Annotated in this window: 18 protein-coding genes; 15 read left to right on the top strand and 3 right to left on the bottom strand. The window is 69.4% G+C overall.

The window, feature by feature from the left end:
- Positions 1–371 precede the first annotated feature (371 nt).
- Both FHR77_RS07155 and FHR77_RS07150 read left to right on the top strand, forming a co-directional pair.
- Entirely contained in the window at positions 372–686 is a 315-nt protein-coding gene (locus FHR77_RS07155; protein WP_341777259.1) for a nucleotide pyrophosphohydrolase, read from the top strand.
- Positions 676–2,451 (top strand): DUF2075 domain-containing protein, encoded by a 1,776-nt coding sequence (locus FHR77_RS07150; protein ID WP_167259358.1) that lies wholly within the window; start codon positions 676–678, stop codon positions 2,449–2,451. The genes FHR77_RS07155 and FHR77_RS07150 overlap by 11 nt, the downstream gene beginning before the upstream one ends.
- A 24-nt stretch (positions 2,452–2,475) precedes the next feature.
- Here FHR77_RS07150 and FHR77_RS07145 read toward each other — a convergent pair whose 3' ends face one another.
- Positions 2,476–4,590, bottom strand: a complete 2,115-nt coding sequence (locus FHR77_RS07145) for a nuclease-related domain-containing DEAD/DEAH box helicase (RefSeq protein WP_167259357.1) — start codon at positions 4,588–4,590, stop codon at positions 2,476–2,478.
- Positions 4,591–4,967: 377 nt separating this feature from the next.
- Here FHR77_RS07145 and FHR77_RS07140 point away from each other — a divergent pair, with 377 nt between their 5' ends.
- The 9 genes from FHR77_RS07140 (at position 4,968) to FHR77_RS07100 (ending at position 15,333) form a co-directional block, all read left to right on the top strand.
- On the top strand, positions 4,968–5,561 hold the full coding sequence (locus FHR77_RS07140) for a G5 domain-containing protein (RefSeq protein WP_208380422.1): 594 nt from the start codon (positions 4,968–4,970) through the stop codon (positions 5,559–5,561).
- A gap of 113 nt (positions 5,562–5,674) precedes the next feature.
- Positions 5,675–6,022 (top strand): DUF4234 domain-containing protein, encoded by a 348-nt coding sequence (locus FHR77_RS07135; RefSeq protein WP_167259356.1) that lies wholly within the window; start codon positions 5,675–5,677, stop codon positions 6,020–6,022.
- A gap of 460 nt (positions 6,023–6,482) precedes the next feature.
- On the top strand, positions 6,483–8,024 hold the full coding sequence (locus FHR77_RS07130; RefSeq protein ID WP_341777258.1) for an ABC transporter substrate-binding protein: 1,542 nt from the start codon (positions 6,483–6,485) through the stop codon (positions 8,022–8,024).
- Positions 8,021–9,097, top strand: a complete 1,077-nt coding sequence (locus FHR77_RS07125; RefSeq protein ID WP_167259354.1) for an ABC transporter permease — start codon at positions 8,021–8,023, stop codon at positions 9,095–9,097. The genes FHR77_RS07130 and FHR77_RS07125 overlap by 4 nt, the downstream gene beginning before the upstream one ends.
- On the top strand, positions 9,094–10,092 hold the full coding sequence (locus tag FHR77_RS07120; RefSeq protein WP_243861377.1) for an ABC transporter permease: 999 nt from the start codon (positions 9,094–9,096) through the stop codon (positions 10,090–10,092). Before FHR77_RS07125 ends, FHR77_RS07120 begins: the two co-directional genes overlap by 4 nt.
- On the top strand, positions 10,089–11,939 hold the full coding sequence (locus tag FHR77_RS16605; RefSeq protein WP_167259353.1) for a dipeptide ABC transporter ATP-binding protein: 1,851 nt from the start codon (positions 10,089–10,091) through the stop codon (positions 11,937–11,939). The genes FHR77_RS07120 and FHR77_RS16605 overlap by 4 nt, the downstream gene beginning before the upstream one ends.
- 104 nt (positions 11,940–12,043) lie before the next feature.
- Positions 12,044–14,047 (top strand): CocE/NonD family hydrolase, encoded by a 2,004-nt coding sequence (locus tag FHR77_RS07110; protein WP_341777257.1) that lies wholly within the window; start codon positions 12,044–12,046, stop codon positions 14,045–14,047.
- Positions 14,048–14,103: 56 nt separating this feature from the next.
- Positions 14,104–14,718, top strand: a complete 615-nt coding sequence (locus FHR77_RS07105; protein WP_167259352.1) for a TetR family transcriptional regulator C-terminal domain-containing protein — start codon at positions 14,104–14,106, stop codon at positions 14,716–14,718.
- A 198-nt stretch (positions 14,719–14,916) separates the two neighbouring features.
- The gene (locus FHR77_RS07100) at positions 14,917–15,333 is read left to right on the top strand and encodes a G5 domain-containing protein (protein ID WP_167259351.1); all 417 of its coding nucleotides are present in this window, start codon (positions 14,917–14,919) and stop codon (positions 15,331–15,333) included.
- A gap of 37 nt (positions 15,334–15,370) precedes the next feature.
- Here FHR77_RS07100 and FHR77_RS07095 read toward each other — a convergent pair whose 3' ends face one another.
- On the bottom strand, positions 15,371–16,303 hold the full coding sequence (locus tag FHR77_RS07095) for a restriction endonuclease (protein ID WP_307803362.1): 933 nt from the start codon (positions 16,301–16,303) through the stop codon (positions 15,371–15,373).
- 161 nt (positions 16,304–16,464) lie between these two features.
- Here FHR77_RS07095 and FHR77_RS07090 point away from each other — a divergent pair, with 161 nt between their 5' ends.
- From FHR77_RS07090 to FHR77_RS07075, 4 genes are all read left to right on the top strand, one after another.
- Positions 16,465–17,616 (top strand): ATP/GTP-binding protein, encoded by a 1,152-nt coding sequence (locus FHR77_RS07090; RefSeq protein ID WP_167259349.1) that lies wholly within the window; start codon positions 16,465–16,467, stop codon positions 17,614–17,616.
- Between the two features lie 438 nt (positions 17,617–18,054).
- Positions 18,055–18,570 carry a hypothetical protein gene (locus FHR77_RS07085; RefSeq protein WP_167259348.1) on the top strand — a complete coding sequence of 172 codons (516 nt, stop codon included), beginning with the start codon at positions 18,055–18,057 and terminating at the stop codon, positions 18,568–18,570.
- A gap of 10 nt (positions 18,571–18,580) precedes the next feature.
- A complete protein-coding gene (locus FHR77_RS07080; RefSeq protein WP_167259347.1) occupies positions 18,581–18,817 on the top strand; it encodes a hypothetical protein in 237 nt (78 codons plus the stop codon).
- A 91-nt stretch (positions 18,818–18,908) separates the two neighbouring features.
- Positions 18,909–19,271 (top strand): SdpI family protein, encoded by a 363-nt coding sequence (locus tag FHR77_RS07075; RefSeq protein ID WP_167259346.1) that lies wholly within the window; start codon positions 18,909–18,911, stop codon positions 19,269–19,271.
- Between the two features lie 21 nt (positions 19,272–19,292).
- Here FHR77_RS07075 and FHR77_RS07070 read toward each other — a convergent pair whose 3' ends face one another.
- Entirely contained in the window at positions 19,293–19,655 is a 363-nt protein-coding gene (locus FHR77_RS07070; RefSeq protein WP_167259345.1) for a hypothetical protein, read from the bottom strand.
- Positions 19,656–19,852 lie beyond the last annotated feature (197 nt).

Raw genomic sequence — 19,852 nt, 5'->3', positions numbered from 1 at the left:
AGCCCGGCGGGATCGAAATAGTGTGATCTGCACGTATTTCTGTAAGAGAAACTTTAGGGTTCTCGCCTAAGGGCATTCCGGTCCGACCACTTGTCGCTGTGTGACTGTTCGGAGATTCGGCAGATCTGGCCATTTCGAGGCCGGTTCCTGTGTGAGTTGCTGTGGTGGCCTTGGGGTCTCGGCCTCGTATTGAAGGGGGTAGCGGTACTTCAGCGGAGGAACTCGGCTTGTCCTTGCAAGACATCTAGTGATCTAGGGTGCTTCCGGCTACCGTCGCGATTTGGGTCGAGCTGGACATGCCGGCTTTCGCGGCCAACTCGGCTTGGGAGTGTGCATGGTCGACTACCACTGATACTTTTATGCGCATGCTCGTGAGCTCAGCGACGAAGGCTATCAAGGCAATAACTGCCGACCGGGAGTGGGAGCAGTTCCATTCCGAGGAGAATTTGGCAAAGAGCGTCGCAATCGAGGCCGGCGAGCTGCTGCAGTGCTTTCAGTGGGGAGTTGAGTTCGATCCTGGCCGTGTGCAGGACGAGCTCGCTGACGTTTTGACTTATTGCTTGCTCCTCGCTGACAAGCTCGGCGTGGACCCGGAGCAGATCGTTCTGCAGAAACTCGCCGTCACCCGGGAGAAATATCCTGTGGACAAAGCCCGGGGTCGGAGCACGAAATACGATGCCCTCTGAGATCGTCCGAGTTCCCTTCGACCGAGAGGCCATCGACCTCTGGGCCCTGACCGATGCGCGCAACGTGGACTGGCCTGTCGTCTACGTCCTCGATCAGTCCAGGCCCCACCGGACCAGCCGGCACCCGCACGAACGGCTGAGAGACATCTACGTGGGCGAGACCCGTAACGGCGCGGGTCGGATGAGGCAGCATCTCGCGAGCCCGGACAAGCGCCAGCTCGACACAGTCCGAGTAGTCGTCGATGAGACCTTCAACAAGTCTGCGTGCCTGGACCTGGAGTCGAGGCTCATCCAGTTGTTCTCAGCCGATGGCGCCTACAGCGTGCTGAACCGCAACGACGGCATCACCTCGGCCAACTACTACGACCGTGAGCGGTACCGAGGCGTGTTCACGGCCGTCGTGCAGCAGCTCAGATCCGAGGGAGTCTTCACGCGGCCGATCCCAGAGATCGAGAACAGCGATCTCTTCAAGTTGTCACCGTTCAAGGCTCTGACGCAAGACCAAGCCGCAGCTCTCGAGGACATCCTCGAAGGCCTCTTCGTCGACCTCCGCGAAGCGCGGGGCGACACGATCGTCATCCAGGGGCACCCGGGCACGGGCAAGACCGTCGTCGCCATCTACCTGCTCAAGCTGCTCGTCGACATCGGCTCTACGCCTCCTTCGGACGACTTCGACGGGGACTCGCTCTTCGCCGACTTCTTCTTGGGTGAGTACCCGGCTCTGTTGGCGGATCTGCGCGTCGGCATGGTCGTGCCCCAGCAGTCACTCCGCGAGTCGATCAAGCGAGTGTTCCGCAAGACGCCTGGGCTCGACCCAGCCATGGTGTTGACGCCGTTCGAGGTCGGTCAGTCCGACGGTGACTGGGACCTGCTCCTGGTCGATGAAGCCCATCGTCTGAATCAGCGGGCGAACCAGTCGACGGGCGTGCTCAATGCGAAGTTCCCGCTGATCAACGAACGCCTCTACGGCGCGGACGACCTCTCGAAGACGCAGCTCGACTGGATCCGAGCCAAGAGCCGTCACCAGATCTTGTTCGTCGACGAGGCCCAGAGCGTGCGGCCGGCCGATCTGTCGAAGGAGTCCGTCGTCGAGCTTCTCGACGACGCGCACGCCCGTGGGCGGCACTATCGGCTATCGACGCAGATGCGCGTCCAGGCCGGCGCTGACTACGTGGGATACGTGCGGGACGTTCTCAGGATTCCTCGTGTGGGGCACGCCGCGGGCGACGTCGTGCCCAGGAGCTTCGAGGGTTATGACCTCCGGGTCTTCGACGACCTGGCGACGATGCACGAGGAGATCCGAGCACGTGATGCTGAGCACGGCCTGGCCCGACTCGTTGCGGGCTACGCCTGGCGGTGGGCTTCGAGGAAGGCCCCCGAGGCAGCCGACATCGAGCTCGACGGCGTCGCCCTGAAGTGGAACGGCACGTCCAAGGACTGGATCGCCTCGCGCGGAGCGCTGGAGGAGGTCGGGTCGATCCACACCGTCCAGGGCTACGACCTGAACTATGCCGGCGTCGTCATCGGCGGAGACCTCCGGTACGACATCGACCGCGACGAACTCTTCATCGAGCGGGCTTCGTATTTCGACACCAAGGGTGCAGAGAACAACAAGCAACTCGGGCGGTCCTACACAGACGGTGAGCTGCGTGAGTTCATCAGCAACATCTATGGAGTGCTGCTCACGCGGGGGATCAGGGGAACGTACATCTATGCCGTCGATGCAGGGATGCGTGCCTACGTGAGGCGTTACTTCTCGACCTGAGCGAGGCACTGAGGCCGCTTGCTCTCACGGTCTCGGGAACACGTCTGATGTGCGCGTACCGACCCAGAGGCCGTCGCGGGCCCGGGTCATCGCGACGTACAGCTCCCGCCGGTCGAGCTCGCGGCGTTCTCGCTCCGTCTCCGAGGAGGGTGCAGGCGCGTCGTGCTCCAGCAGCTCCGGCTTGACTCGCGCCACCAGGACCTGCTTGAACTCGAGGCCCTTGGCTCGCTTCACTGTTCCGACCTTGACGGCGTCCGTGTGCTGACCGTCGTAGTCGAGGAGATCGATGGCGGGGATGCCGGCGGCGACCAGTGACGCCTTCATGGTGGTGGCGTCCCAGGTCGTGGCGGTCAGGACGCCGATGTCGCCGCGCCTCACGCCGACGAGGTGCATCACATCGCGGACTCGCTCGACGACTGCAGCGTCGTGCTCGGCCCAGGTCTCGTGCCTGGAGAGAACAGGCGCTGGGCCCGTACGTGCGACGGTCTCGACACCGTCGATGGTCTGGCCCGTTCCCTCGATGTCCGCGTACTCGTCACCGAGCACTGCGGCGTTCGCGAAGGCGAGGATCTCCGCTGTGTTCCGGTGGTTCACGTCGAGGACGACTCCTCGACCGCTCAGGGAGATCCCGACCTCGGAGAGCGTGTAGCCCCCGGGGTAGATGGTCTGCTGGCCATCGCCGATGAGGGTAAGACCATCGGGCCGGTTTCCGACCAGGCTGTGGAGGAAGGCGACCATGGCGCAGGTGAGGTCCTGCGCCTCATCAACGAGGACAGCGCCGTACCCCGTGATCGGCGTGGTTCTGACGCTGGAGAGCGCCATCAGGATGACGTCAGCGAAGTCGATCGCCTTCCGTCGACGGAGTCCCGCGTCGTAGCGCTCGTAGAGGGACCAGACGCTCCTGCGCTGATCGACCGTCAGGCGGTGCCTGCGTCCCACGCGCGCCAGGTCCGCGTACTGCTCGAACGTGCGGATGCCACGGCCCTTGATGACGTAGGTGATCTCGTCTCGCCAGTAGTCGGAGGACATCCTCGAGGAGCCGAGAGCGCCTCCTTCGCTTCTCCCTGCCCACGCTTCGGCGAACGCAGCATCAGCCGCCTTCGGGTCGATGCGGACAGACGTGCCGCGTTCTCTGAGGATGCCGAGCGCCAACTTGTGGATGCTCGTGAACTCGACCTGATGCGCGACCTCGGGAGCCATCCTGGCGAAGAGGTTCTCGAGCACGACGGGGAGCGTCTTGACGAAAGTCGTGAAGAGCACCTTGCCTTGCCCTCCGCGGGCCAGGTAGGCGGCGCGGTGGAGGCCGACGACGGTCTTGCCGGTGCCGGCGGACCCGCGGATGCGCGCTGGGCCGTTGAAGCTGCGGCGGGCGAGCTTGGCCTGTGCCGGGTCGAGGAACGACATCCACGTCTCGATGGGAGCCTCGAGGACCCCGTCGAGGAGGGCTGCGTTGACCTCCTCGGCGGTGATGAGCTCGGCCTTGTCGACGGGATCGGTCGGTCGAATGAGGACCGGCTCGGGCACGGTGACGTCGATGGCGGAGGACGTCCGCAACACCGGGAAGTGGTCGAGGACGCGACGGAGCACCGTGTCGACCTGCAACGAGGTGAGGCGGGCGCCGGGCGAGGTGACGTGACGGAGGGCGTCGTGCTCGCCGATCACGGTCACGGGACCGACCGTCTCCCTGATGCCTCGGTGGCCCGCCAGCACGGCGAGGGCGTGCACCTCGGTCGCGGCCAGGCCCACCTCGGCGAGGAGCGCCTCGGTGTTGTGGGCGAGGTCGGCCATGTTCGCGAGGTCGTCGGACACATCGGCCTGGCCTCGGAAGATGCGGCCGCCGCGGATCGAGACCTCCTTCCACGCCTTCGTGTCGACGATGTGCACGCCGGACGGGCCGACGACGATGAGATCGACCTGGGCGCCGCTGCGACGGCTCCCCGGCCAGGCGCGGTCGGGGAGGAGCGTGTAGCCGACGGCGGCGAGCGGGGCGAGGACGCTGGCGACGCGGCTCTCGGTGATGCCGGCGAGGCCGTAGCGGGCGGCGGCGTCGCGTGCTTCGGCCGCCGCTTGCTCGTGCGCTTCGGCCAAAGCCTGTTGACGATGCGCTTCTTCTCGCGCGGATGCTCCTGCTGCGGCCATGTCGTTCCCCCATGTTCGAGGTGAACCTGGTCGGGGTCCGCCTCGGAACCATGCTCACATGCGAGCGCCGAGGGCTTGGTCGATCGTACGGACCCAGTTGAGGGGGGAACCAGTGTTCGACGCAGCGCCGTCTGGACAGGCTCTCGGTGGTCATCGAATTCGGGCTTGATGCCGAGACTTAGGGCTGAGCCGGGATGCCGTTCCCTCTTCGTGTTTGCTGCACCGCGCCCGTCGAACGAAGACGTGACGGTCTTCGTGACCGGACCCGTAATGGGGGTTCTCTCCTCCGCTCTACGTCAGTGAGGATCGCTCGGGGCGTCATGGTGGCGTCCCTCAGGTCAGGGGCCTACATGACGCATCGCCGCACGACTACCACTATGGAGAAGCTCGCGGTCCAGGGTGCTGCTGTGACAGTGGGGCTCTTGCTGGCCTTGGGGCTCACGGGATGCGGCGATGCGGCACAGGCTGAGAGCGCCCGGGCCGGCTCGGTCGTCCAGGCGTCACCCTCCCCGACTCCCGTCGTCACGATCGAGCAGGAGGACGTCACCGAGGTCGTGCCGTTCGACGCCGTCTCGGTCGACGACGCGACTCGCGACATCGGTCAGGATGCTGTCACCGTCACGGGCCAGAACGGGTCGATGGTCCTCACGTACGACGTGACGTACACGGACGGCGTGGAGACGTCACGAAGCCTCGTTGGTCAGTCCGCCGTCGTCGCGCCGGTGCAGCAGGTCACGAGCGTCGGTACACGTGTTCCCTACGTCGCCCCGGCACCCGTCGCCGCCCCTGCGCCTGCCGCATCAGGTTGCGACGCCAACTACTCCGGAGCGTGTGTGCCCGTGGCCTCCGACGTCGACTGCGCGGGCGGCAGTGGAAACGGACCGGCCTACGTCCAGGGCCCGGTGACGATCGTCGGCAGCGACGTCTACGACCTGGACCGAGATGGAGACGGCGTCGCGTGCGACCGATGAGGCGACATTGAGTTCTGGTCCGTGCTCGCAGACTCTCAACTGCTCGTCCGTTGCCTTGCCGATCCCCGAAAAGGGGGTCCAGGGAGAGTAGGAATTGACGGTACCTTTCGCGCATGTCGAACAATGTTCATCTCCAGCGTCGCTCCGCGGCTGCCGTCTTCTTCCTTCCTCTCATCACCTTCGGTATCTACTCCATCGTCTGGTACGCCAAGACTCGTGGCGAGGTGAACGCGAGCGGCGCGAAGGTCATGACGACCTGGTGGATTCTGTGCCCCCTGGGCCTGTTCTGGTACCTGTGGTCCTTGGCCAAGGGAATCCAGGTCGCTACTGGACTCGGGACTGGCGGGAACTACGCGCTCCTCCTCCTGCTGGGCAGCATCGGCCAGACCGTCGTGCAGGCCCGGATGAACGGTGCCAGTCGTGGGGTGTCAGCTGCCGCCTCCGCACCCGTGACGGTGTAGTCGAGCGAGCTAGCGAGCATGCGTGGCGAATCGTCCTCATGACATGAGCGACAGAACCGCGATGGAGGGGCGGGAGGTGAGCGAGATCACCTCCCGCCCCTCCCTTTACATGCGGGCGCAGTTGCCACAGAGCGGCCAGTCGTTCTTGGCTGGGTGCCGCTCGGCGTCGGGGATCTCCTGGCCGTTCGGGCAGTGTCGAGCCCGCATGTAACGACTGCGTGAAGCTTCGGGGGCGGGAGGGGGAGGGGTCGGGGCCCGCGGGAGGCCCGTGCCTGCGGGGATCGCGGGGTGCAGAGTGCGCAGCCGACCCGCGCCTCCTGCGACCTTGCGGCCTCGCCGCCGGCTCGACCTTCCCCTATCGTTCACCCGAACGATAAACGGAAGGCCATCCCGAATGACACCGATCGTCCCCGAACACCACCCCGAGAGCAGAGACGCCCGCGGCCCCAGCCGGCGCTCCGTGATCGCCGGCGCCGCCGGCCTCGCCGGGCTCGGCCTGCTCACCCTCGCCGGGTGCACCCCGGCCCGCAGCACCCCGACCATCCCCGAGGCCGCCGCCACGGGCATCGCGAAGAGCGGCGGACGCCTCCGCATCGCACGCCCGGCCGCGAGCGCCGCCGAGACCCTCGACTCCGCCAGCTCCCTCTCGGCCTACGAGTACCTCGGCGCCCTCTACAACCGCCTCGTCAAGCTCGACGAGCAGGGCGTCACCGTCCCCGACCTCGCCGAGGAGTGGTCCGCCACCCCCGACGGCGTCACCTGGACCTTCCGCCTGCGCCAGGGCGTCACCTTCCACGACGGCCGCCGCTTCACCGCCGCCGACGCCATCTACTCGATCGAGCACATCCTCGACCCCGCGACCGCCTCGCCCCAGGGCGAGGTGCTCGCCGCCATGATCGGCCCGGGCAGCATGAGCGCCCCCGACCCGCTCACCCTGCGCTTCGAGCTGCTCACCGCCAACGCCGAGTTCCCCTCGCTGCTGACCGCGTACCAGTGCTACGTCATCCCCGAGGGCAGCGCCGCCGAGATCGGCACCACCGGCATCGGCACCGGCCCGTTCCGCCTCTCCAGCTTCGAGCCCGCCGGCACCGGCAGCGTCGAAGCCTTCGACGACCACTTCGCCGGACGGCCCGTGCTCGACGGCATCGACTTCTACTCGATCCAGGACACCACCGCCCGCGTCAACGCCCTCCTCGCCGGCCAGATCGACCTCATCTCGCAGACCAACCTCGACTTCGCCACCGCCCAGGTCGTCAGCGCCTCCAGCACCGCCACCGTCGCCCGCTCCGCGAACGCGCAGTGGTACACGATCCCGATGCTCCACACCTCCGCCGAGTTCAGCGACCCCCTCGTGCGCCAGGCCATGAAGCTCGCCTACGACCCCCAGGCCATCGTCGACACGGCCCTGCAGGGGACCGGCAGCCCCGGCTGGGACAACCCCGTGCCTCCCACCCAGGCGGTCTGGCTCGACGACCAGCGCGCCTACGACCCCGACAAGGCCAGGGCGCTGCTCAAGCAGGCCGGCCGCGAGGGGCTCCGCACCGAGATCTACACCTCCAGCTACGAGTCGGTCTTCACCCCGATGGCCGTCGCCTACCGCGACCAGGTCAAGCAGGCAGGCATCGACCTCGTCGTGCGCAACGCCTCCTCCGACTCGTACTACACGCAGATCTGGATGCAAGAGCCGCTCATGGTCAGCTACTGGTTCACCGGACGCCCCATCGACCAGCTGCTCAACCAGATCTTCCGCACCGGCTCGTCGTACAACGAGAGCGCCTGGTCGAACCCCACCTTCGACGGGCTGCTCGACTCCGCCCGCGCCGAGATGAACGACGACCGTCGACGCATGCTCTACCAGGACGCCCAGCGCGTCATCGTCGACGACTCCGCCGACATGACCCCCATGTTCGGCGACCGCCTCGTCGGCCTCGGCCGCGACGTCGTCAACTACCGCGAGTTCGGCTTCGAGTTCGACTACCTGCAGATCGGACTCCGCGCATGAGCACCTCCGACACCCGCACCGACAAGACCGGCACCGGTGCCACGCCCGCTGAGAGCCGAGGAGGCGCCCCCACGCCCCACAGCACCGCCCGACCCAGCGGGGCCGGCCTCGCCACCCTCGCCCTCGTCGCCCGCCGGGTCGCCACCGCCCTGCTCACCGTGCTGCTCGCCTCCTTCCTCGTCTTCTTCGCGGTGCAGGCCCTGCCCGGCGACGTCGCGCAGCAGCTGCTCGGCCAGGACGCCACCCCCGACGCGGTCGCCGCCCTCCGCGAGACGCTCGGCCTCGACCAGAACGTCTGGGCCCGCTACGGCCAGTGGCTGCTCGGCGCGAGCCACGGCGACTTCGGCGTCTCGCTCGTCAGCGGCGCCCCCGTCGGCCCCGACCTGCTCATCGCGTTCCGCAACAGCATGCTCATCGCCGTGCCGGCGATGCTCGTCGGCGTCACGCTGTCGCTCACCCTCGGCGTCATCGCCGGCGTGCGCCGCGGACGCCCGAGCGACCACGCCATCTCGCTGATCAGCCTGATCGTCATGAGCGTGCCCGAGTTCATGGTCGCGACCATCCTCGTGCTGCTCTTCGCCGTCGCGATCCCGGTCTTCCCCGCCGTCGTGCTGCGCGGCGACAGCGCCACCGTCGCCGAGCTGCTGCCCGCCGTCTGGCTGCCCGTCATCGTGCTCACCCTCGCCATGGCCGCCTACATCGTGCGCACTGCCCGCTCGTCGACCATCGACGTGATGGCCTCCGAGTTCGTCACCACCGCGGAGCTCAAGGGCCTCACCACCCGCCAGGTCGTCTGGCGCCACGCCGTGCCGAGCGCGATGCTGCCGACCCTCAACGTCGTCGCGCTCAACGTCGCCTGGCTCCTCGGGGGAGTCGTCGTCGTCGAGAACGTCTTCAACTACCCCGGCATGGGCAAGCTCATGCTCGAGTCGGTCTTCACCCGCGACCTGCCCACCATCCAGGCCATCGCCGTCGTCAGTGCGCTCGTCTACGTCGTCTGCAACCTCGCGGCCGACCTGATCGCCCTCGCGCTCGACCCGAGGCTCCGTACCCGACGGAAGGCCCGCTCATGAGCCCGCGCGACACCACCGGCCGCAGCATCAGCACCCGGACCGGCACCGGCACCGGCACCGGCACCGGAGCAGGCACCGAGGAGGCGCGGGCCGCGTCGTCCGCTCGGCCCGCCGCCCCGCGCACGGTCGGCACGCGACTGCGCAGCACCGCGACCGGCCTGACCGGCAGCCTCCGCGCCTCCTCCGCCCTCAGCCTGGGGCTCGGCCTCATCGCGCTGCACGTCGTGCTCGCGGTGCTCGCGCCCTGGATCGCCGGCCACGACCCCGTCGCCACCGACTCGACCGCCGCCCTCACCGGCGCGAGCTGGTCGCACTGGCTCGGCACCGACCAGTACGGGCGCGACATCCTGTCGCGCACGCTGAACGGCGGTCGCTACGCCCTGCTCGTGACGTTCCTCGCCACGACCATCGCGGTCGGCATCGGCACGGTGCTCGGCTGCGTCACGGCCTACGCCGACAACTGGTTCGACGAGGTCGTCATGCGCATCGTCGACGCGCTGCTCAGCGTGCCGTCGATCCTCGCGCTGCTCGTCGTCGTGACCGTGTTCGACTCGGGGCTCTGGGTGATCGTGCTCGCCGTCACCGTCGTCTACGCCCCGGCCGTGACCCGCGTCGTGCGCGGCGCCGCCCGCACGGTCATCACGCAGGACTACGTCACGGCCGCTCGCGCCCGTGGCGAGAAGCCGTTGAGCATCGTGTTCCGCGAGATCCTGCCGAACGTCACCGACGTCGTGCTCGTCGAGTACGCGATGCGCGCCTCGTGGATCGTGCTGCTCATCTCGACGCTGTCGTTCCTCGGCTTCGGCGCGAACCCGCCGACGCCGGACTGGGGGCTCATGGTGCAGGAGAACCGCACCGCCCTCACCGTCGTGCCCCTCGGCACGCTCGCCCCCGTGGTGGCGCTCGCCACCCTCGTCATCGGCCTGAACCTCAGCGCCGACGGCCTCAGCAAGTCGCTCGGCGTCGACCGGGCCCAGAAGGGAGCCGTCTCGTGACCACCGCACCCCAGACCGTCGGAGGCGCGGGCCGGGTCGCCGGCACCGCCTCCCACCCGGTCGTCAGCGTCCACGACCTCTCGATCTCGTACGCTGATGGGCGCCGCGAGGTGCCCGTCGTGCGCGGCGTCAGCTTCACCGTCGAGCCGGGCCGCGCCCTCGGCCTCGTCGGCGAGAGCGGCAGCGGCAAGTCGACCGTCGCCCGCACGCTGCTCGCCCACCTGCGGCGCGGCTCACGCATCGTCGGCGGCAGCGGCAGCGTCACCGTCGACGGGCAGGACGTGTTCGCGCTCGACGACGCGGCGACGCGCGCCCTGCGCGGCGGCACCGCGGCTCTCGTCGCCCAGAACGCCGACCAGGCGCTCACCCCCTCGATGCGCGTCGGCCAGCAGCTGCGCGAGGCGCTCGAGAGCCACGGCCTGCCCGGCGGCCACGACCGCGTGCTCGAGCTCGTGCGCCACGTGCGCCTGCCCGACCCCGAGACCATCGTGCGGCGCTACCCGCACCAGCTCTCGGGCGGGCAGCAGCAGCGCATCGCCATCGCGATGGCCGTCGCCGCCCGACCCCGCCTGCTCGTGCTCGACGAACCGACCACCGCGCTCGACGTGGTGACGCAGTCGGCGGTGCTCGCGCTGATCCGCGACCTCGCCGTCGAGCTCGGCATGGCCATCGTGCTCGTCAGCCACGACATGGGCGTGGTGTCGACGATGGCCGACGAGATCGCCGTGATGCACGACGGCGAGATCGTCGAGCACCGGCCGACCGCCGAGCTGTTCGCCGACCCGCGGCACGAGTACACGCGGGAGCTGCTCGCGAGCATCCCGCGCGCGTCGGGGGCTGCCGCCGCGGGTTCAGCCGGCGCCGAACCACCGACTGATCAAAGAACCACGTCAAAGCGTGGTTCGTTGATCAGTCGGTGGTTGGGGAGGCACGCGGAGGAGCCGAGGGGAGGCGGGTCGCACCTCGCGCCGGCGGCACCGCCGGTCGTCGCCGCGCGCGACCTCGTCGTGCGGTACGGGCGCTCGCTGCCCGCGGCCGTCGACGGCGTCTCGTTCGACATCGGCCGGCGCGAGACCCTCGCCGTCGTGGGGGAGTCGGGCAGCGGCAAGTCGACGCTCGCCACCGCCCTCGCCGGGCTGATCCCCGCCGAGTCGGGCAGCTTCGCGTTCCACGGCTCGGACGGCGTCGAGAGCGACCTCACCCAGCCCGTCGCTCGGCGCACGCTCGCCCTGCGCCGGTCGGTGCAGCTCGTCTTCCAGAACGCCGACACCTCGCTCAACCCGCGTCGCACGGTGGGCGCGGCGATCGCCCGCCCGCTGAAGCTCTTCACCGGCAGCGCGACGAGCGAGCGGGTCGCCGAGCTGCTCGTCGAGGTCGGCCTCACGCCCGACTTCGCGGCGCGGCTGCCGGCCCAGCTCTCGGGCGGGCAGCGTCAGCGCGTCGGCATCGCCCGGGCGCTCGCCGCGGGGCCCGACCTGATCATCGCCGACGAGATCACGACGGCGCTCGACGTGCGGGTGCAGGCAGGGGTGCTCGACCTGCTGACGACGCTCCGCGACGACAAGGGGCTGAGCTGCCTCTTCATCAGCCACGACCTCGCCGTCGTGCGCGGCGTCGCCGACCGCGTCGCCGTGATGACCGGCGGCCGCATCGTCGAGATCGGCTCGACCGAGGACGTCTTCCGCGGACCGAACCATCCCTACACACGCACGCTGCTCGAGGCGACGCTCGACCCGGGCACCACCGAGCTGCCCTCCGTCGGCGACGCCCGGCCGCGCTGGCGCGACGCCGGCGGGTGGGACGACCACGGCGACGGCCACCGCGTCGCGCGCTGGGAGTCGATGTGAGCGGGGCGGGGCTGCCGGGGACGGCGGCCGGCGAGGAGGCGGGGGTCGGCACGGGACCGGACGGGCGCCTCCCGCAGGACCCGCGCCCCTCGCACGACGTCCGCGTGCGGGACGAGTGGGTGCCGCTGCTGGACGGGACGCGGCTGCACGCGCGCATCTGGGCGCCGGTCGTCGAGCACCCGGTGCCGGTGCTGCTCGAGTACCTGCCGTACCGGCTGGACGACTGGACGGCTCCGCGCGACAGCGAGCGGCACCCCTGGTACGCGGCGCGGGGGTACGCGTCGGTGCGGGTCGACATCCGCGGCACGGGGTCGTCGGACGGCCTGTTCGACGACGAGTACTCGGTGCAGGAGCTCGACGACGGCATCGCCCTGATCGAGTGGCTCGCCGCGCAGCCCTGGTCGACGGGCGCGATCGGGGCGTTCGGCATCTCGTGGGGCGGGTTCAACGCGCTCCAGCTCGCCGGGAGGGCTCCCGCCGCGCTCAAGGCGATCGTCACCGTGTGCTCGACCGACGACCGCTACGACAACGACGTGCACTACGTCGGCGGCGCGGTGCTCGGCATCGACATGGCGTCGTGGGGCGGCACGATGTTCGCGTTCGGCTCGCGTCCGCCCCGGCCGGAGGTCGTCGGCCCCGACTGGATCGCCCGCTGGCGTGAACGGCTCGAGCACAACGTGCCGATGACGCCGACCTGGCTGGCTCACCAGGAGCGCGACGACTACTGGCGGCACGGCAGCGTCTGCGAGGACTACTCGTCGATCACGGCCGCGGTGCTCGCGGTCGGCGGCTGGGCCGACCCGTACCGGGACGCGGTGCTGCGGCTCGTGTCGAACCTCGACGCGCCGGTGAAGGGGATCATCGGGCCGTGGTCGCACCAGTACCCGGACCGCGGGCTGGCTCCGGGGCCGGGCATCGGGTTCCTCGAGGAGACGCTGCGCTGGTGGGACTGCTGGCTGCTCGACGAGCCCAACGGCGTCGAGGACGAGCCGGCGCTGCGGGCCTGGATCAACGACTCCGAGCCTCCCGCGACGTACTACGCGGAGCGGACCGGGCGGTGGGTTGCCGCGGAGGCGTGGCCGTCGGCGACGACGGAGGCGCGGGCGGTGCCGTTGGGGTCGTTCGCGGCGCCGTCCGCCGTGGGCGCCGACGGCACCGTGGTCGTGCGCTCGCCGCAGAGCACCGGCATGGACGCCGGGCGGTTCTTCCCGTTCGGCAACGCGACGGACCTGCCGCCCGACCAGCGGGCGGAGGACGGTCGGTCGGTGTGCTTCGACCTGCCGGTCGGGGCGGGCGCGGCGCCGCTCGACGTGCTCGGCAACGTCGTCGTCGACCTCGCCGTCACGAGCGACGTGCCGCACGCGCAGGTCATCGTGCGGCTCTGCGACGTCGCTCCCGACGGCAGCTCGACGTTGGTCACCCGCGGTGTGCTCAACCTCGACGCGCGCCACGGGCGCGACCGGGCCGTGGCGATGGAGGCGGGGGTCGAGCAGGTGGTGAGCGTCGCCCTGGTCTCGACCGGGCACTCCTTCCCGGCCGGCCACCGCCTCCGGATCGCCCTGTCGTCGACCTACTGGCCCTGGGTCTGGCCGCGCGCCGAGGAGGCGACGCTCGTCGTCGACCCGGCGCAGAGCTCGGTGACGCTGCCGGTGTGGACGCGGGCCGGCGACGACGGCGTGCGGTTCGCGCCGCCCTCGCACGCGGAGCCGCTCGCCGTGCGGAGGCTGCCCGCCGCGTCGTCGCTGCCGCAGCGGAGCGTGACGCACGACGTCGAGACGGGGGAGTGGACGCTCGACGTCGACCCCGGCTACGGCGGCGGGCGCGAGTACCCCGACGGCCTGGTCTTCACCGAGGACAGCCGCGAGACGTACCGCATCGTCGACGGCGACCCCCTGTCGGCCACCGCCGAGTCGCAGTGGCGGATCGGTCTCGAGAAGCCCGAGTGGAAGGCGTGGCTCGAGACGTCGTCGCGGCTGACCGCGACGGCGACGGAGTTCGTCGTCGAGAACGACGTGCGGGCGTGGGCCCGCGACGGCGGGCCGGACGCGGAGGTCGTGCTCGTGGCCGAGCGGTGGTTCGAGGACCGCGTGCCGAGGACGTCGGCGTGAGCGCGGTGGGTGCTGGTGCGGGTGCGGGTGTGGGTGCAGGTGCAGGGCCTGCTCCGGTGACCGGCGCGGCGACGCGGCGGAAGCCGGCCGAGCGGCGGGCGCTGATCGTCGAGGCGGCGCGCGCGGTGATCGTGCGCGAGGGCCTCGGGGCGACCCGGCTGCGCGACATCGCGGCGGAGGCGGGCGTCTCGGTGGGCACGGTCACCTACCACTTCGAGAGCGTCGCGGAGATCCTCAACGAGGTGGTCGTGCTCGAGACCGCTCGTTTCTACGCCGCGGTGATCGAGGCGGTCGACACCGAGCCCGACGCGGTGCACGGTGTGCGGATGCTCGTCGAGCCGCTCTTCCAGGACACCGACGCGACCGACGAGCACTGGCGTCTCTGGTCGGACTACTGGACGGCCGTGGCGCGGAAGCCCGCCGTCGCCGCCGAGTACGTCGACCGCATCCGGGTGTGGGAGGCGTGCCTCACGCGGACGCTCCGGCGCGGTGCCGAGGCGGGCACGTTCGCCGTCGACGACGCGTCCGAGCTGGCGCTGAAGCTCGCCGCCTACAGCGACGGCGTGGCGACGCAGCTCGCGCAGAAGGCGCCGGGGCTGACGCCGAGGCGGGCACTGGAGTGGATGTGGGTGTTCCTGGAGCAGGAGACGGGGGCACGGTTCCGGCGGTGAGCGCCGCCTCCTCGCGAGCCGGAGCCGCAGTGCGGCCGGCGCCGCGGGCGCGGCTGCCCCGGACTGGGGCCAGCCCCGCGGCCTCCCGACCCGAACGGGGTGTGCCGCCCGCCGCGCATACCGGCCAGCATCGAGAGGACGGCTACCCGACAGTCGTCAGATACTCGGAGAACGACAGTGATGCAGTGGTGGAACGACATGACGACCAAGAGCCGTGTGCTGCGCAGCGCCGGCGTGCTGGCGGCGTGCATCGTCATCGGCGGCGGGGTCAGCGCGACCGCGGAGACGATGGGAGCGCAGACCAGCGCTGAGGCCGAGACGGTGCCCACGGCACCGGAGGCGACCTCCACGGCCGCGCCCACCGCGCCTCCCGGGGCCGTCATCAGCACGACCCGCGTCGACGTCACCGAGCCCGTCGCCTTCACCACCACGACCTACACCGACCCGGAGCTCGACTCGGGCACCTCCGTCGTCACCCACGAGGGCCACATGGGCAGCGTCGTCCGCAGCTACGACGTCGTCACCGCCGACGGGGTCGAGCTGCGCCGCGTGCTCCGCAGCGAACTGACCGTCGTCGCGCCCGTCGCCCAGGAGGTCAGCGTCGGCGGACGCTGAACACAACTCCGGCTCACCGCCTCTCGTCCACGCCGAGTCAGTCGAAGAAGTCCGCGTCGATCTCGACGGCAGTGAAGGTCTTCTTGACCTGCACGCCGACGCGGTACTTGATCATCAGGGCGACGAGCCTCTTCCCGTCGATCAAGATGACCCGTGACTGCACGTTCTCGACGTATGTCTGCGCCAGCGGCGTGAAAGCGCTCGTCGTCAGGAAGATGCCTCGTGTTGCCCCAAAGCCCTGTAGTGCACCCACGAAGGCCTGGATGGTCTCCCGGCCGATGTTGTTGCCCTCCTTGTACCGCTTCGCTTGGACATAGATGCGGTCAAGCCCCAGCGCGTCTTGATCGATGATGCCGTCGATGCCGGCGTCGCCGGAGCCGCCGATGCGCGTGCCACGCTGTTCAGCGCCGCCGTAGCCCATGGCGAGGAGCAGATCGACGACCGCTTGTTCGAAGAAATCGGGGTGGCTTTCACGGAGCCGATCGAGCAGATCTATCCCGACCTCTTCCTCGATGCGGCTGATGCCGTCGGCGATCTGCTCGATGGGATCCAGGATGTCTACGGCGTCCTGCACATCGGGTTGCAGCTCCGGCGCCGTCGCAGAGTTTCTGCGCTCAGGCCAGAACGGCGCGAAGACCGCCTTGCCGAGTGCGTAGTCGAAGCCGCCGGGGTACTTGGCGAGTCCGCGGTGACCCTCCTCCGTGATGGCGTAGTGCGCGCGCTCGGGACGACTTATCCACCCCGCCTTCGTCAGGTGACTGATCGCCCAACCCACTCGCTGCTCGTAGCGCGTTCCCCCAGAGTTGAGCATCTCGGCTCGTCCAGCGCTGCTGAGGCCAGCCAGGTCGGCCGCAGCCTCGACGACGTCCTTTCGATGCAAGGTGCGACCAGACTCCAACACTCGGAGCACAGGCACGACGAATTCGGGCCAGATGGGAACCGTAGAGACAGCATCGTCAGAAGTGGACACGTCAGTACTCTGCCGCATTGACGGGCGTGCGACCCGACAGCATGACGTAGCGCCGCGCGCCCAGGGTTGACGTTGCGTCGGCGAGATCAACTGCGGCGTGGACGACGACGGGCCCTGGCTGGATGCGTTGCCCGGTCGTCTTCCTGACATAGGTTCAGGTCATGGAACTCAACAAAGTGGCTCGTGAGCAGCAGATCGCCGTCTTCGGGGGCAGTGGGAGCGGCAAGACAGTCCTGCTCTCGTCGTTCTACGGCACGAGTCAGGAACCACGGTTCATCAGCAAGAGCCTTTTCAACGTCGTTGCGGATGACTCAGCGCAGGGCTTGCGTCTGCACCAGAACTACCTCGGAATGAAGAGGGCGGGCGCAGTCCCGCCGGCTAACCGCTTCAAGGGCGAGTCGTACTCGTTCTCCATCAAGCGCAAGAAATCCGGAGCTTCGAAGGCCAAGAAGGCGGGCGTCGCGGAAGATCTCCGCCTGATCTGGCACGACTACCCCGGAGAATGGTTCGAACAGGAACCCAGCGGCGACACAGAGGCGCAGAGGCGGGTTGAGACCTTCAAGTCGCTCCTCAATTCGGATGTGGCGCTCGTCCTGGTCGACGGTCAACAGCTCATCGAGAACGACGGTCACGAGGAGCGGTATCTCAAGTCGCTCTTCTCCAACCTGCGCAACGGTCTCATCAAGCTGCGGGACGACGTCGTCGGCGACAAGGGCCGACTCGTCACTTTTCCCCGGATATGGGTCGTGGCGCTCTCCAAGGCCGATCTTCTCCCGGGCGTGACCGTGACCGACTTCCGCGATCTCGTCATCGAGAAGGGCGGCGAGGACCTCGTCGAGCTCGGAAAGACGATCTCGGAATTCGCCGAGGCTCCGGAGGCAATGTCAATCGGTGAAGACTTCGTCGTCCTGTCGTCCGCTGCCTTCGACGCGGGCTCGATCGACGTCGAGAAGAGGGTGGGTGTCGATCTGATCTTGCCGCTAGCGGCGATGCTCCCCTTCTCGCGGCACATCCGGTGGGCTGCCCGCTTCGCGAAGGGCAGCAAGGTCGCCGAGCGGTTGACCTACGTCGCTGCACCGCTCGCGGTGACGTTCTTGGGCAAGATCACACTGCCAGGGCCTCTCGGACTCCTGCAGAGGGTGGCCGGGGCCAGTGCTCTCGACAAGCTCGCCGACATGTCGCAGGGAAAGGTCCACTCCGTGCACGAACAAGCCAAGAGTCGTCACGACTTCTTGACCGCCGTGCTCTCTGGCTTCCAGCTCGACCTCGACGCGGCGGAGGACAAGGGCGTCCTATCCAGGAGTCTCAAGTGAATCGGACTGCAACGGATCAAGACAGGTTCATCTGGGCCACGCGCGGCGCCCGTTGGGGTTTCCGCTTCCTCAGATCGGCCGATCTTGACGATCCTCTCGTCGCCTATGATCGCGCCTTCGGTGCTGTCGGGGATGCGCCGGAGGTGTGTGAGCACGACGGCGGTGTGGTCGCCCTGCGATTCTCCGACCCTGAAGGAAGGTGCGACCGGGCTGGTCGGCTGATCCCGCATGAGTTCGTGCTGTTCGGGCCTCTCGCAGACGCCGCGGTGAGCGCGAGCGCAGGTCGAAGTTCTGTGTGGCCACTTGTGCAAGCGGACTATGCGCGGGTGTTCGCCGTGGACGATCCTTCGCGATGAGTCCAATGGCTCTGCGCCACCGGTCGCCGAGCAGCGCTGCCGGCGACCTGACATGTGATCGACGCGCGGGGTCGGGGGAGACATGAGCGCGAGACTGAGACCGCTGCGGATGCGCCACGTCGTGTGGGGCGGGGTGCTCGGGGGCGGTGCCTCTGCCCTCGTCGTCGCCCTGATCGCCGCGGGCGGGCCCGGCGCCCTCGTGACGTACGTCGCCGGGGACCCCGCCAACCGTTCCTACGCCGTGAGCTCCGCCGCGTTCTTCGTCGGGTGCTTCATGATGGCGGGCATCATCGTGGGCGCTGCGTCCGCTCTGCTCTCGTGGGGTGCGGCGTGCCTCGTGACGCTCGGCCGGCCGGAGTCGCGGGGCCGGGCGGTCGTGACGGTCACGGTCGCCAGCGTGCTCGGAGGCGCCACCAGTGGTTGGTTGGGCTGGGCCTTGCAGCTGGCGCCTCCTCTAGGCGCGGCGGTCGCGTGCACGGTGGTCGGCGTCGTCGGAGGAGCAGCCGCCGCGTGCTGGGCGGTGTGGATGTCACAGGGGAAGCGCGCGACGACACCACAGACCAGCACCACGGGCGACGGTGCCGCTCCCGCCGCCTAGGCTCAGCGTCATGCAGCTGCAGCGCGTGGTGACCGGGGTGGGCGCAGGCGTGCTCGTCGTCGCCGTCGTGCTCGTCGTGCTGGTCGTCGTCTTCGGCGGGTCGTCGTGCGGCGGGGGCTCGACGAGCTCCGTCGGCGACGGCGAGGCCGGCCCCGTCGTCGCCACGGCCGCCCCCGTCAACGGCCCGACCTACTGGACAGAGGAGCGCATCGCGTCCGCCGCGGCCGCCCCGATGCCGACCTGCTGACTCCTGCCGCTCGGCAGCAGCCGGTCCGTCGATCCGCCGGTCGACCGCACGGGGGAGGCGCCGCCGAGGCGACCGGACCTAGCCTGGAGCGATGCTGGTCGCCGTCGTCATCCTCGTCCTCAGCAACGTCCTCGTCGTGGCGGTCGTCGCCGCCGCGGCCCGCGGGCGCCTCGCCCCGAACGCCCTGGCCGGGCTGCGCATCCCCTCCGTCATGGAGTCCACGGCTACCTGGCAGGCCGGGCACCGCGCCGCCCTGCCGGCGGTCGTCGTCGGGTGCGCCGTCGCGACGGTCGCCTCGGTGCTCCCGCTCGTCACGGGGTGGACCGACGGGGAGGCGGCGGCGAGCATCCTCGCCGCGTGCGGAGCGCTGCTCGCCGGGACAGCCGTGGGCGGGGTCGCCGCGCACCGGGCGGCGGGGCGCGTCGAGCGGGACGCCGAGGTCGCCGGGGGCTGAGGTGATTCGAGGGGCACAGCGTCAGGCGGCGGGGGTCGCACGGGGCAGGAAGTACCACCAGCGGATCCAGGCCTCGGGATCATCCCGGGGGTCGACGAACTCGAGGTCGAAGACGACACCCCTCATCGTGAACGTTCCCTGCTCGATCTCGGCGAGCTCGTCAGCCGCGAGCTCGTCGCCGCCTCCGTCGAACCAGTGGTCGGCGTCGTCACCGGGGAAGAGGTCGAGGGTCGTGAAGTCGCCGTTCCAGACGACGTCGAACTCCGCCCTGACCTCCGGCCGCACGTCGCGTCGCCTCCACCAGGGGCCCTCGACGGTCCACTCCCACGACCGCCTGATCGAGAGCCAGCCCCTCACGGCGTCCGGCACACCCGGGACGGTCATTCGGAAGAGGCCCGGCGCCACCAGCGCCGGGTCGGACGGCGGGGGTTCCGGCGGCGGGGAGAAGAGCACGGGCCGAGCCTAGGGTCTCGGGAAAGTGAGAGGGATCCGGGTGCCGACCCGCGACTCCTTCAGGCTCACCGGTGCGTCAGGCGCTGATCCCTCTCAAATTCGGAGGGGACGGGACGCCTGTTCACTTG

The sequence above is a fragment of the Frigoribacterium endophyticum genome (assembly GCF_011759585.1).
In the GTDB taxonomy this organism is placed as follows: domain Bacteria; phylum Actinomycetota; class Actinomycetes; order Actinomycetales; family Microbacteriaceae; genus Frigoribacterium; species Frigoribacterium endophyticum.
This window is presented reverse-complemented; position numbering and strand designations above follow the sequence as displayed.

Coding starts and splice junctions, on each gene's coding strand:
- FHR77_RS07150 (WP_167259358.1), top strand. CDS start 676: ATGCCCTCTGAGATCGTCCGAGTTCCCTTCGACCGAGAGGCCATCGAC.
- FHR77_RS07145 (WP_167259357.1), bottom strand. CDS start 4,590: ATGGCCGCAGCAGGAGCATCCGCGCGAGAAGAAGCGCATCGTCAACAG.
- FHR77_RS07140 (WP_208380422.1), top strand. CDS start 4,968: ATGGAGAAGCTCGCGGTCCAGGGTGCTGCTGTGACAGTGGGGCTCTTG.
- FHR77_RS07135 (WP_167259356.1), top strand. CDS start 5,675: ATGTCGAACAATGTTCATCTCCAGCGTCGCTCCGCGGCTGCCGTCTTC.
- FHR77_RS07125 (WP_167259354.1), top strand. CDS start 8,021: ATGAGCACCTCCGACACCCGCACCGACAAGACCGGCACCGGTGCCACG.
- FHR77_RS07120 (WP_243861377.1), top strand. CDS start 9,094: ATGAGCCCGCGCGACACCACCGGCCGCAGCATCAGCACCCGGACCGGC.
- FHR77_RS07100 (WP_167259351.1), top strand. CDS start 14,917: ATGACGACCAAGAGCCGTGTGCTGCGCAGCGCCGGCGTGCTGGCGGCG.
- FHR77_RS07090 (WP_167259349.1), top strand. CDS start 16,465: ATGGAACTCAACAAAGTGGCTCGTGAGCAGCAGATCGCCGTCTTCGGG.
- FHR77_RS07085 (WP_167259348.1), top strand. CDS start 18,055: ATGAGCGCGAGACTGAGACCGCTGCGGATGCGCCACGTCGTGTGGGGC.
- FHR77_RS07080 (WP_167259347.1), top strand. CDS start 18,581: ATGCAGCTGCAGCGCGTGGTGACCGGGGTGGGCGCAGGCGTGCTCGTC.
- FHR77_RS07075 (WP_167259346.1), top strand. CDS start 18,909: ATGCTGGTCGCCGTCGTCATCCTCGTCCTCAGCAACGTCCTCGTCGTG.
- FHR77_RS07070 (WP_167259345.1), bottom strand. CDS start 19,655: ATGACCGTCCCGGGTGTGCCGGACGCCGTGAGGGGCTGGCTCTCGATC.